Genomic DNA, 12,745 nt, shown 5'->3' with positions numbered 1-12,745 from the left:
GGAGATTTTTAATTATGGGCATGACAATGACGCAAAAGATCTTGGCACACCATGCAAAACTTGACTCGGTACGGCCAGGTCAACTTATCATGGCAGACCTCGACTTGGTGTTGGGAAATGATATTACTGCTCCTGTCGCAATAAATGAATTTTCGAAGTTCGGGCGTGATAAGGTTTTTGACAAGGAAAAAGTAGCCTTGGTTCCAGACCATTTTGCCCCCAACAAGGATATCAAGGCTGCACAGCAATGCAAGTGCCTCAGAACCTTCGCCGGTGATCAGGAGATTACCAACTACTTCGATGTCGGGCAAATGGGAATTGAACATGCCTTGCTTCCCGAGAAAGGTTTGGTAGGAGCTGGGGATTTGGTAATTGGTGCCGATAGCCATACTTGTACCTATGGAGCCCTGGGAGCCTTTTCCACTGGTGTCGGTTCCACCGATATGGCTTGTGGGATGGCAATTGGCCAGGCTTGGTTCAAGGTTCCCACGGCTATCAAATTCAATCTTACTGGTAAGTTCTCTCCCTATATCTGCGGAAAGGACCTTATTCTTCATATCATCGGCATGATCGGGGTGGATGGTGCGTTGTACCAGAGTATGGAATTCGTGGGAGATGGTATTGCCAATATGACTATGGATGACCGGTTCACCGTAGCCAATATGGCAATCGAGGCAGGGGCAAAGAATGGTATTTTCCCAGTTGATGAGATTACGCTTCAATACCTTAAAGAACATTGCAAACGAACTCCTGTCATTTATGAAGCCGATAGTGATGCTGAGTATGCACAAGTGATCGACATTGACCTCGCCTCCATAAAAAGTACCGTTGCTTTTCCGCATCTTCCCTCTAATACCAGAACCATCGATAACGTCGGTGAAGTGAAGATTGACCAGGTGGTCATCGGATCTTGCACCAATGGACATCTCAGTGATTTGGCAATGGCCGCCTCGATTCTCAAGGGAAAGAAAGTTGCTCCTTGGGTTCGTTGCATCATATTGCCTGCGACCCAGAAAATTTGGAAGGAAGCTATGCATGCAGGGCTTTTCGATATTTTCATCGATAGCGGTTGTGCAGTTTCAACCCCTACCTGTGGTCCTTGCCTTGGTGGCCATATGGGTATCCTGGCCGATGGGGAGCGTGCAGTGAGTACGACCAACAGGAATTTTGTAGGCCGCATGGGCCATGTAAAGAGTGAAGTATATCTTGCAAGTCCGGCCGTAGCCGCTGCAAGTGCGGTAACTGGGTACATCTCAGACCCGAAAAAAGTACAGGAGGACCGATAATGCAAGCCAAAGGTAGCGTTTTCAGATATGGAGACAACGTCGATACAGATGTCATCATCCCTGCGAGGTATCTCAATACCTCCAATCATAAGGAACTTGCAAGCCATTGCATGGAAGACATCGATGATACCTTCATCAAACAGGTAAAGTCTGGGGATATCATTGTGGCAGACAAGAATTTTGGGTGTGGCTCGAGTCGTGAGCATGCTCCGATTGCCATCAAGGAAAGTGGGGTCTCCTGTGTTATCGCCCGTACTTTCGCCCGTATCTTTTACAGGAATTCGATAAATATCGGGCTTCCGATTTTGGAATGTCCCGAAGCGTGTGATTCCATAGAGAAGGGCGATGTCGTATCCGTTGACTTTTCCACGGGAAAGATCACTGATGAGACAAAGGGCAAGACGTTCCAAGCTGAGCCTTTCCCTTCGTTTATGCAAGATTTGATCGCCGCTGGCGGATTGGCAGGATATATTGCAAAGCAAGGCAAGGAAGGTACAAAGTGAAGAAACACATAGCATTGGTTCCCGGAGATGGGATTGGTCCTGATATCGTAGCAGAGGCAGTGAAAGTCCTGGATTCCGTTGGCAGGAAGTTTGGTCATACGTTTACCTATGAGACCTTTTTAGCGGGTGGCTGTTCAATTGATGCAATCGGAAAACCTCTTGCTGAAGAGACCCTTGCAGGATGCAAGGCAAGTGACAGCGTCCTGCTTGGTGCCGTAGGTGGTCCGAAATGGGACCACATGGCAAGCGAACTTCGTCCGGAAAAAGCCCTCTTGGGGTTGCGCTCGGGAATGGGACTGTTTTGCAATCTTCGCCCCGCCATCCTGTATGGGCAACTATCCGGTGCCTGTCCCTTGAAGAATGAGATAATCGGTGAGGGATTGGATATCATGGTGGTGCGTGAGCTCACCGGTGGAATCTACTTCGGAGAACGTGGTAGGGACAAGGACAAAGCCTACGATACGATGAGTTATACGGTTTCTGAAATTGAACGCATTGTTCGCAAGGGCTATGAGATAGCCCAGAAGCGCAACAAGAAAATGACCAGCGTTGATAAGGCCAATATTCTCAATTCCAGTCAGTTGTGGAGGGAAATCGTAGAACGACTTTCCCCTGAGTATCCTGATGTGGTGGTAAATCACCTGTATGTGGACAATGCAGCGATGCAGTTGGTTCGCAATCCTCGCCAATTCGATGTCATCGTTACCGAAAATATGTTTGGGGATATCCTCAGCGATGAGGCCTCCCAGATTACCGGTTCCATCGGGATGTTGCCCTCGGCTTCCTTGCGAAGCGACAACTTCGGGATGTATGAGCCCATCCATGGCAGTGCCCCTGATATCGCAGGACAGGATATTGCCAATCCGATAGCTACCATCCTTTCAGTGGCCATGATGCTCCGGTATTCCTTCGCCATGGAAGTGGAAGCAAAGGCAATCGAAGAAGCTGTTTCCAAGGTTCTCGATGCGGGATACCGCACCGCGGACATCTTTACCGAATCGATGAAAAAGGTCGGTACGAAAGAGATGGGCGACCTGGTTGCCCAGGCTCTGTAACGGGAGAACATAGCATGGACGATAGCAAGAAACGATCTTCAGTAATGACCGAGGGGATTGAGAAAGCCCCCCACAGGTCCTTGATGAAAGCCCTGGGCTGGACTGACCGAGAGATACATATGCCGATGATTGGCATTGTAAACGGTGCAAATGAGATTATTCCCGGCCATATTCACCTGAACCGAATTGTGGATGCAGTCAAGGCAGGGGTACGCGAAGCTGGGGGTAATCCTGTTTCTTTTCCGGTAATCGGGGTATGTGACGGGATTGCGATGGGGCATACGGGAATGAAATATTCCTTGGCCAGCCGTGAGCTCATTGCTGATTCCATTGAGATAATGGCTACCGCCCATCCGTTTGATGCTCTCGTATTTGTACCCAATTGTGACAAGATCATACCAGGAATGCTCATGGCTGCTTGCAGAATGAATATCCCCTCGATCTTCATATCGGGGGGCGCCATGCTTGCAGGCCATGTTCCTGGTGAGGATTCTTGTGGAATGAGCCTTTCTACGATGTTCGAGGCCGTGGGACGCCATGCCGCCGGGACTATGACAGAGGAAAAGCTTCACATCTACGAGGATAATGCTTGTCCTACCTGCGGATCTTGCAGTGGTATGTATACCGCAAATAGTATGAATTGCCTAACGGAGGCCATCGGTATGGGATTGGTTGGTAATGGCACGATTCCGGCTGTTTACAGTGCCCGCGACCGTCTTGCCAAGGAAGCAGGATATATGGTCATGGAGTTGCTCAAGAAAAATATCAGGCCACTGGATATCTTGACCCGTGAGGCCTTCGTGAATGCACTCACTGTCGATATGGCCTTGGGTTGCAGTACCAATACCATGCTTCATCTTCCCGCCATTGCCCACGAGGCCCATGTGAACCTGGATATATTCCTGGCAAATGATATCAGTGCCAAGGTTCCCAATCTCTGTCACCTCGCCCCGGCGGGGAAACACCATATCGAGGATTTGTATCGGGCCGGTGGCATCATGGCAGTGATGCATGAACTGGGTGAAGCAGGATTGCTTGACCCCTCATTGCCTACCGTAAGCTGCAAGACGATTGGTGAATTGTACAAGAATGCCAGCAACTATGACCAAGAGGTAATCAGGCCTATCGACAACCCCTATTCGATAAGCGGAGGAATTGCCGTACTGCGGGGAAATCTTGCACCTGACGGGGCTGTTGTCAAACGAAGTGCCGTTGATGGGAAGATGCTTGTTCATACAGGACCTGCCAGAATCTTTGAAAGTGAAGAGGATGTCATAAAGGCTATCTTCGGTGGAAAGATACAGAGTGGTGATGTAGTGGTTATTCGCTATGAGGGACCCAAGGGAGGCCCCGGAATGCGCGAAATGCTCTCTCCTACCTCTGCCATTGCCGGTATGGGATTGGATAAGGAAGTTGCGCTCATTACCGATGGCAGGTTCAGTGGTGCCACTCGGGGAGCTTCCATCGGACATGTCAGTCCTGAAGCGGCAGAAGGTGGTCCCATTGGACTTGTCGCGGAAGGAGATTTGATCAGTATTGATATTCCAAACGGAAAACTTGAGTTATTGATTGATGAGGCAGTCCTGGCCCAACGGCGTAGTGTCTGGAAGTGCAAACCTTCACCGATTACCACGGGGTACTTGGCCCGTTATGCCAAGCAAGTTACCAGTGCCGCAACCGGTGCTGTCTTCAAGGATTGATTCATTCGGAAAAGGAGAACATACCATGCAAATAACCGGTGCCCAGATAATTATTGAGTGTTTGGTGGAACAGGGCGTCGATACCGTATTCGGATATCCCGGAGGTTCGGTATTGCCCCTCTACGATGCCTTGTACAAGAACAAGGAGAGGGTCAGGCATATTCTCACAGCTCACGAACAAGGAGCTAGTCATGCTGCCGATGGTTATGCGCGATCGACAGGCAAAGTAGGCGTATGCATTGCAACCAGTGGCCCGGGTGCAACCAATTTGGTGACGGGTATCGCAACCGCCTATATGGACAGTGTCCCCCTTGTAGCCATTACGGGAAATGTTTCCGTTCCTCTTCTGGGAAGGGATAGTTTTCAGGAAGTTGATATTTCCGGAATTACGATGCCGATTACAAAGCACAATTTCATCGTCAAGGATGTCAAGGATCTGGCCGAAACAATTCGTTCTGCTTTCCGAATTGCCCAAGAAGGTCGCCCGGGGCCTGTCCTTATCGACATCCCCAAGGATGTAACTCAGCATATTTGTGAATTTGAGACTTTCGTGCCAAAAGAGATCTTTCCGAGAACCGAACGTCTCAGTGAGACTAGCCTTGAGCAGGCCATCGCTTTGATTGAGCATTCTTCACGCCCCATGTGCTACATCGGGGGTGGCGTTATAAGGGGAAAGGCCTCTGAGGAACTTGAAACGTTTCTTTCACTCATTGATGCCCCTGCTTGTGTTTCCCTCATGGGATGTGGTGCCGTGAGTTCATATAGTGAACGATTCACCGGTATGGTCGGTATGCATGGAACCAAGGTCTCCAATATGTGTGTGTCAGCCTGTGATCTTTTGGTTGTGGTCGGCGCTCGGTTCAGCGATCGGGTCGTGAGTAAGGCCAGTGCCTTTGCCAAGAATGCAAAGATTGTGCAAATCGATGTTGACCCGGCAGAAATCGACAAGAACATCAAGACTTTCTGTCATGTAATCGGGGATGTCAAGGTTGTCCTTTCTGAGCTCAATAAACGCATTGCAAAACCGGTAGTCCATGATAAATGGATGGAACAGGTACAATCCTATAAAAAGCGTTATCCGATTCGTGTTGAAGGTGAGAGTGTACGCCCCAAGGAAATCCTTGAAGCCTTGCAAAAGGTCATGCCCGAGGGATCTTTTGTGGCAACTGAAGTAGGCCAGAACCAGATGTGGTCCGCCCAGTTTCTCAAGCATGTGCATCCCGGTCATTTTTTGACCAGCGGTGGACTGGGAACCATGGGATATGGCACCGGTGCTGCCATAGGGGCTCAATGTGGCAACAGTGAAAGTAGGGTAATCAATGTAGCAGGGGATGGTTGCTTCAGAATGAATTGCAACGAACTTGCCACCATTGCACGCTATAACTTGCCTGTCATCATTTTGTTGATGAATAACCATACTTTGGGAATGGTACGGCAATGGCAGACCTTGTTCTATGATAGGCGTTATAGCGAAACTACCTTGGATTCTCCCATTGATTGGAAAATGCTCGCACAGGCTTTTGGTGTCCAGGGGATGCAACTCACCAAGGATGACGATCCCTTGCAAATCTTGCAGACTGCATTTGATTTGCACGCACCTGTGGTAATAGACTGCGAGATTCCCATTGATGACAAGGTTTATCCGATGGTGGCCCCAGGAGCCTCAATCGATGAAATGCTTGGAGTGGAGGAATCGAACGAGTATTGATAATTGATCAAATCGCAATACGATATCCCGAGGGCAACGCAGATTTTATCCAACGTTTGCTTTCGGGGTATTTTTTTGCATGTTTCTATGTAATAAATCTGACTTCTTGTCAGGTCAGCCTTCTCTATGAATTGTTGCTGGGTAAGCTTGTTTTGTAAACGCAAGGTCTTTATGACCAAGCCTATTTTAGGAATGTCCATATTCGATGATACCAAGTAAAAATAGACACGTGTCGAAAAATTGTCACTTGCAGTGATTTCTTTATGAAAACTAAGAAAAATGTTAAAAACCTAACACAATGAACAAATAATTTATGAAAACAAAGCTATGTGTCCATATATTGGGAAAAATATGTAAAACGCATAGGAAATATGATCCTTTTAGCTGATATTGTGTGTGCTATACTGAAAAGGAAATAGAGGTAGGAGGAGGCTGATATATGGAGGGACCCTTGCGTGAGATATCGTGTGGTGAACTGAGTGTAGTATGTTCGAACCTGTCAAAAGCCTGTGCCAAACAGCTACGTAGAAGAGAAGAACTTTTATTTGCACAATTGTCGGATTTCTATCAGGAGAAAGGAATTTCTTCTGATGAAAATTATCAAATGCAGGACTTGCTTCCCCTGATCCTGCAGGATCTTCAAGAATATCCCAAGGCCAAGGAACAAGCTGTCCTTGAAGGGGATCGAGGTTCCTTGCGAGCTCTGGTCTGGGGCGAGAAGGTCTCGAAATTACTCAAAACGCTCTTGGCAAGACAGAAGAAACAGCAAGATACGTTGTTGGAAAACACGAATGTCTATGTGTGCGAAGTTTGTGGATTTGTTACTGTTGCCGATGCACCACCAGAGATCTGTCCTATTTGCAAAGCGCCACGTACTCGGTTTTCGGCAATACAAAGGGAGGTCCAATAATGCATGCTGCAAGAAATGTCCTGCTTTGTTCCAAGGATTGTTTGTGTCTTTTTGTCTGCCCTACAGGGGCTACTGATACTGAGGATGGACAAGTCGATTTCTCAAAATGCCTTGATGGATGCAGACTTTGTATCGATGCCTGTCCTTCCCATGCGCTCTACCTTGTTCCCGATAACTATGCCTTGCCGCAAAAAAAGAGCGATGAGATGAAAAGCTGTCTGAAGAAACTGGCCAAGGCAAAGATTGAACAAGAATGTCTATCTGCCTCTCTTGAAAAGAGTGCAAAAAATCCAATTGAACGTCAGTTGGCTCACTCTTTTGCAAAATCAAACAGGATAATGGCAGAGGATTGTGTACGTGAAGCTGGTTTCATGCTGCCTCAGAGTGAGGAAGTCAGAAGTTTGCTTGCAGGTTTGTTGGAACAAGAGCAACCTGAAGGATTTCCAAGGGAAGTTGTGGAAGAATTGCTTACCTTGCTTGGATAGAGGACAGGACCATCTTCAAAACGGTCCTGTGAGTGAATCAATAGGGGAGAAGAGAGCGGGAGATTCGTTTTCTCTTGCATTTCTCATAGAAGTAGAGCACAGCTATTCCCGTGGCTCCCAGAAAGGCTGAGCCTCCTGCCGTAAGCCAAACCATGCCCATGGAATATTTTTCAATGATGGATCCTGCAACAATAGGGGCGATGGCGTGGCCTGTTCCCATGATGATCGGTATGATGGCATTGAAGCGTGCACGGTGGCTCATGGGGGTATTGTTGGCTATATAGAATTGCTCATTGACTGCTGATATGATTTCCCCGAAGGTAAATACTACGGCAAGAAGATAGAAAACTGTTGGTACCTTTGCAAAGGCCAGCAAAGAAAATCCCAGGCCATACAGCAAGCCTGCGATGGCTGTATTTAGCAGAGGATGATTTTTCCTCATCTTGTTGATGATGACCGGGGTGAATGCCACCACCACAATTGCGTTGAGCGTCATCATCAGGCCATAGACCGAAGCTCCCTTAGCCTGAAAAAGATCAGTGGTAAGAAGCGGTAGGGCAAAAAGAGTCTGGCTATAGGCAAAACTATAAAAAGTAATGAAAAGAGCAAAGAAAACCAAGGTAGGTCTGGAACGCAGGGCTTTGAATAGTCCCCCTTCCTCTGCTTTTTCAGTTGTTTCGGTCTTTTTGCTTTCCTCGATTTGTTCTTTGGTTGGTTTGCTTTCCTTGATTTTCCATATTACCAAAAGTGTAGAAAAAATTCCTGCAAGGGCATTGCCCCAGAATATCCATCGGGGTGCGGCATAAAATAGATAACCGGCAATGATGGGACCACAGGCATACCCAAGGTTATGTCCGAGATATAACAAGGAAAAGGAGACCTGTCGGTTTTCTTGATTGGTCACGTCGGTCTTGAGTGCTTCCCTGGCTGGATCTACCGCTCCATCAAAGAAGAGCCCCAGGAGGACTAGATACGGTACAAGGTTTGTGCCTTCATAAAATCCGCAGAATATGAAACTTATATCCATCAAGAGTTGGAAAATTACCATGACAGGTTTTCGCCCAAAGGTATCCGCCAGCTTTCCCCCGATAAAGGAACCCGGTACATACAATACAGCGGCAAAGGTCATGAGACTTCCTGCTTCCACTGCCGTATAGTGGAGTTTTTGGGTAAGGTAAAGTGCCAAGAACGGATAGACAAAGATACCGATGCCGTTGATCATCGTGGCAAAGAAAAGGACATAGATAGGCTGGGGAAGTCCTTTATAGAGAGAAAGTGAAGAAGCTTTTTTCATAGGATTGCCTGGATGGCCAAGGCAAGTCCATTCTCATTGTTCGAAAGGGTAACGGTATCTGCCTGCATTTGTACATCCTGTGGGGCGTTTCCCATCGCTACACTATAGCCCGCTTCCCGAAACATTCCCAAATCATTGTAATAATCCCCGACTGCCATGACCTGGGATGGAAGGATTCCATAGTGTTTGCAAATGGTCTGTATCGCATGACCTTTGTCGACTCCCTTGGCTGAAATTTCGATATATAGGGGAGAGGAGCTGAAAACATTCAGTTCTGATGCAAAACAGGAGGCGATTTCTTTTTCCGTGGTTTTGATCAGGGAAGGATCTTCGCTCATACCAAGAATCTTGTAAGGGTAGCATCCTTGTTCATCCCAGGCGTCCAACAGGAGGGAGAAATCACAAATATTACCTTGATACAGAGATATCCTTTCTTCTTTTTCATGCCATTTGCCTGGTCTGTCGATATACCATTGATCCTTGGCAAAGATAATTGCCTGCATGCCGACTTTTCTCAGGGAGGCCAAGACCTTTCGAGCCTGATCATTGGTAATGGGATGGGACGAGAGGATATTCTCTTTATCGAGGACGAGGCTTCCATTATAGCAACCAAGGGGGCCTTCCAGTCCGAGCTGGTTTTGCAGGACTTGCAGGCTTCCTGCTATCCTTCCGCTTACAAGGGCAACCATGATGCCTTTTGCTGTTGCCCGTTGTATGGCTATTTTGTTTTCTTTACTGATAGCATGGTTTTTATCAAGTAGGGTACCGTCTATATCGGTACAAATGAGCTTGCAATCAAACATGAAATCATAGTAACGGAACAGATGCTGCTTGTACAGAACCAGTTTGAAAATATACCATATTACAGTCTGTCAATTGTATTGACAAATTGTAAGAATAAAACTGTCCTGTTGCCTATGATAAAAGGAACTGCTGAAACAACTCTCCAGCGACTTGCCAATGGGTTGGTTGGAAAAATGGAATTCCTTGTAGGTTGACGTGTCCTGTCAAAGTAAATCGAAATAAGGCTACCGCAAAATTTCTTTTGCGATAGCCAAAAATAGAGGGACTTTTTCGATTCTTACCTGTTTTCACTCCATTTATTGCCATAGAAGCTGTCCAAGTACAATTGCTTGATTTCGCTGATCAAGGGGTATCGGGGATTGCTTCCCGTGCATTGGTCATCAAAAGCTCTCACGGAAAGTTCATCTACTGTTGCCAAGAAAGATGCTTCATCTACACCCCATTCCTTGATGGAGTGAGGTATTGCCAGCTCGGCTTTCAGTTTCTCGATACCTGCGATGAGGGCCTCAACCTTCTCCTCCTGGGTAGCTCCCTGCTTGATCGTGATATAGGGCGTGTTGCTCTGATCATTTACTTCCATTGCAATATAGTCAGCTGCCCTTGCATACCGACTGACAGCCGATGGGAACTCGTACTGTGGGAACGCAGCCTGTTTGATCGGATTGTCTGTTGCATTGTAGCGGATGATATTGGTCAAAAGCAGTGCATTTGCCATTCCATGAGGTACATGGAATGCAGCCCCAAGCTTGTGGGCCATGGAGTGGCAGAGCCCTAAAAAGGCATTGGAGAAAGCCATTCCTGCTATAGTAGAGGCGTCGTGCACCTTCTCTCGTGCTTTCTTGTCCGTGCCATCAATATAAGCAGAAGGTAAATATTTAAAGATGATCCTTGCAGCTTCCAGTGATAACCCATTGGTGAAATCGGTGGACATGCTGGAGGCCAGGGCCTCGAGGGCATGGGTCAGGACATCTACACCACAACTTGCGGTAAGTCCCTTTGGTTGTCCCATTGCCAGTTCACTGTCCACGATAGCCATGGAAGGGGTGAGTGCATAGTCTGCAATTGCCCATTTCATGCCTGTTTTTTCATCTGTGATGATGGCAAACGGGGTTACCTCGCTACCGGTACCGCTGGTAGTGGGAATACAAACCAGTTCAGCTTTCTTTCCCATGTTAGGGAAGGCATAGATCCTTTTCTGGATATCCATGAAGCGCAGGGCCAATCCCTCGAATTTTACTTCAGGATGCTCGTAGAGCAACCACATGATTTTTGCAGCATCCATAGGGGAGCCTCCACCAAGGCCGATGAGGATGTCGGGCTTGAAGGCATTCATGATGTTCAGACCTTCTGTTATGGTTGCAAGAGTCGGGTCAGGCTTGACTTGGTGAAAGCATTCGCATTCTATGCCAAGTGGTTCCAGCGCCGAGGTAATCTTCTCTACCATCCCGCTGTTGAACAAGAATGCATCGGTGATGATAAAGGCACGTTTCTTTCCCTTCAATTCCTGCAGGGCTACAGGCAGACAACCATATTTGAAATAGATTTTTGGAGGCAGTTTGAACCACAGCATGTTTTCTCTCCTGCAAGCTTCGGTCTTGATGTTCAAAAGATGTTTTGGACCTACGTTTTCGCTGATGGAGTTGTTTCCCCAGGATCCACATCCCAGGGTAAGGGAGGGTTCAAGCCTGAAATTGTAGATATCACCAATGGCTCCCTGGCTGGCAGGCATGTTTATCAGTACTCTGCTGGTCTTAACGGTTTTTCCGTACGAATCGATTTTTTCTTGTTCCGTTTCATCGATGTAGAGAACACTGGTATGGCCAAACCCACCCATTGCAACAAGTTTTGATGCTTTTTCAGTACCTTCCCCGAAATTGTCACATGCGTACATTGCCAGGACCGGGCTGAGTTTTTCGTGGGCGAAGGGTTCATCCTCGGAAATTTTTTCTACTTCGGCGATGAGTACCTTGGCATTTGCCTTGACTTCGAAACCTGCAAGTTTTGCAATGGTCGTGGCCGATTGCCCTACGATTCCCGGATTTACCGTGCCTCGTTTCTTGTCAATGATGACTGCGCGGAGCTTGTCCTCTTCTTCAGGAGTAAGGAAGGCCGCACCACGGTCGATCAACTCCCTTTTTACTTCGTCATATATGTCCTTATGAGAGATTATTGACTGTTCCGAGGCGCAGACTACGCCGTTGTCGAAGGTCTTGGACATCAGGATGGAACTGACTGCCATTTTGATGTTTGCGCTTTTATCGATTAGGGCAGGGGTATTGCCGGGTCCTACTCCAATGGCGGGTTTCCCGGAAGAGTAGGCACTCTTGACCATTGCAGGGCCACCTGTGGCAAGGATCAGGTTTACCAGGGGATTTTTCATGAGGTAGTCGGTTTTTTCCATGGAAGGCTCATCGATCCACCCTATGATATCCTCGGGAGCCCCTGCCTTGACTGCGGCTTCCAAGATAATCCTTGCTGCATTGCAGGTACATTTCTTGGCTCTCGGATGGGGGCTGAAAATAATGGCGTTTCGGGTCTTGAGGCTAATGAGGCTTTTAAATATTGCCGTAGAGGTAGGGTTCGTGGTTGGGATGATCCCACAAATGACTCCCTTGGGCTCTGCGATTTTCTGGATGCCGAAAGCCATATCCTTTTCGATGATTCCACAGGTCTTGTCGTCTTTGTACTTATGAAAAATATATTCTGCGGAAAAATGGTTTTTGATTACCTTGTCTTCCACGATGCCCATACCTGTTTCGGCAACAGCCTCTTGGGCTAGGGATATTCTGCCATCATTTGCTGCAATGGCTGCTGCGCGGAAAATTGCATCAACCTGTTCCTGGGAATAGGTTGCAAATTTGATTTGTGCACGTTTCACGCGTTCGATCAGGTTCTGCAAATCTGCCTGTCCTTCAAATGGCTCTGATTTCTTCTCTTTCTCTGCCATGGTTTAGCTCCTGGTTCTTTGATGAACTAAATATATAAAAATTTATCTAATAA

At 47.4% G+C, this 12,745-nt stretch carries 11 protein-coding genes; 7 read left to right on the top strand and 4 right to left on the bottom strand.

The genetic code is table 11. The features are described 5' to 3' along the window. Positions 1–14: 14 nt before the first annotated feature. Genes leuC through ilvB form a run of 5 tightly spaced genes read left to right on the top strand, consistent with a single transcriptional unit; the run spans position 15 to position 6,252 of the window. Positions 15–1,286, top strand: coding sequence for a 3-isopropylmalate dehydratase large subunit (gene leuC, locus ACHZBG_RS01515; RefSeq protein WP_320127671.1), 1,272 nt, complete (start codon positions 15–17; stop codon positions 1,284–1,286). After that, the gene (leuD, locus tag ACHZBG_RS01510) at positions 1,286–1,789 is read left to right on the top strand and encodes a 3-isopropylmalate dehydratase small subunit (protein ID WP_320127670.1); all 504 of its coding nucleotides are present in this window, start codon (positions 1,286–1,288) and stop codon (positions 1,787–1,789) included. Before leuC ends, leuD begins: the two co-directional genes overlap by 1 nt. Further along, positions 1,786–2,844 carry a 3-isopropylmalate dehydrogenase gene (gene leuB, locus ACHZBG_RS01505; RefSeq protein WP_320127669.1) on the top strand — a complete coding sequence of 353 codons (1,059 nt, stop codon included), beginning with the start codon at positions 1,786–1,788 and terminating at the stop codon, positions 2,842–2,844. Before leuD ends, leuB begins: the two co-directional genes overlap by 4 nt. Before the next feature lie 14 nt (positions 2,845–2,858). Then, positions 2,859–4,544: a dihydroxy-acid dehydratase gene (ilvD, locus tag ACHZBG_RS01500; protein ID WP_320127668.1), complete on the top strand. Its 1,686-nt coding sequence runs from the start codon at positions 2,859–2,861 to the stop codon at positions 4,542–4,544. A 25-nt stretch (positions 4,545–4,569) separates the two neighbouring features. Next, a complete protein-coding gene (ilvB, locus tag ACHZBG_RS01495) occupies positions 4,570–6,252 on the top strand; it encodes a biosynthetic-type acetolactate synthase large subunit (protein ID WP_320127667.1) in 1,683 nt (560 codons plus the stop codon). Here ilvB and ACHZBG_RS01490 read toward each other — a convergent pair. Then, on the bottom strand, positions 6,183–6,452 hold the full coding sequence (locus ACHZBG_RS01490; RefSeq protein WP_320127666.1) for a helix-turn-helix transcriptional regulator: 270 nt from the start codon (positions 6,450–6,452) through the stop codon (positions 6,183–6,185). The genes ilvB and ACHZBG_RS01490 overlap by 70 nt on opposite strands. A 239-nt stretch (positions 6,453–6,691) precedes the next feature. On the opposite strand from ACHZBG_RS01490, the gene ACHZBG_RS01485 reads away from it, so the two are divergent. Together ACHZBG_RS01485 and ACHZBG_RS01480 are read left to right on the top strand one after the other, a co-directional pair. Then, positions 6,692–7,162 carry a rubredoxin-like domain-containing protein gene (locus tag ACHZBG_RS01485; RefSeq protein WP_320127665.1) on the top strand — a complete coding sequence of 157 codons (471 nt, stop codon included), beginning with the start codon at positions 6,692–6,694 and terminating at the stop codon, positions 7,160–7,162. After that, the gene (locus ACHZBG_RS01480) at positions 7,162–7,647 is read left to right on the top strand and encodes a 4Fe-4S ferredoxin (protein ID WP_320127664.1); all 486 of its coding nucleotides are present in this window, start codon (positions 7,162–7,164) and stop codon (positions 7,645–7,647) included. The genes ACHZBG_RS01485 and ACHZBG_RS01480 overlap by 1 nt, the downstream gene beginning before the upstream one ends. A 37-nt stretch (positions 7,648–7,684) precedes the next feature. Here the strand turns inward: ACHZBG_RS01480 and ACHZBG_RS01475 are convergent, their stop codons facing one another. The 3 genes from ACHZBG_RS01475 to adhE form a co-directional block, all read right to left on the bottom strand. Continuing rightward, positions 7,685–8,941, bottom strand: coding sequence for an MFS transporter (locus tag ACHZBG_RS01475; RefSeq protein WP_320127663.1), 1,257 nt, complete (start codon positions 8,939–8,941; stop codon positions 7,685–7,687). Next, positions 8,938–9,744, bottom strand: coding sequence for an HAD family hydrolase (locus ACHZBG_RS01470; RefSeq protein WP_320127662.1), 807 nt, complete (start codon positions 9,742–9,744; stop codon positions 8,938–8,940). The genes ACHZBG_RS01475 and ACHZBG_RS01470 overlap by 4 nt, the downstream gene beginning before the upstream one ends. A gap of 278 nt (positions 9,745–10,022) precedes the next feature. After that, entirely contained in the window at positions 10,023–12,692 is a 2,670-nt protein-coding gene (adhE, locus tag ACHZBG_RS01465) for a bifunctional acetaldehyde-CoA/alcohol dehydrogenase (RefSeq protein WP_320127661.1), read from the bottom strand. Positions 12,693–12,745: the final 53 nt, after the last annotated feature.

Origin of the sequence: uncultured Sphaerochaeta sp. (genome assembly GCF_963676625.2) — a bacterium.
Lineage (GTDB): Bacteria > Spirochaetota > Spirochaetia > Sphaerochaetales > Sphaerochaetaceae > Sphaerochaeta.
Note: the sequence above shows the minus strand (reverse complement) of the source record. Positions and strands in the feature narration are given on the sequence as shown.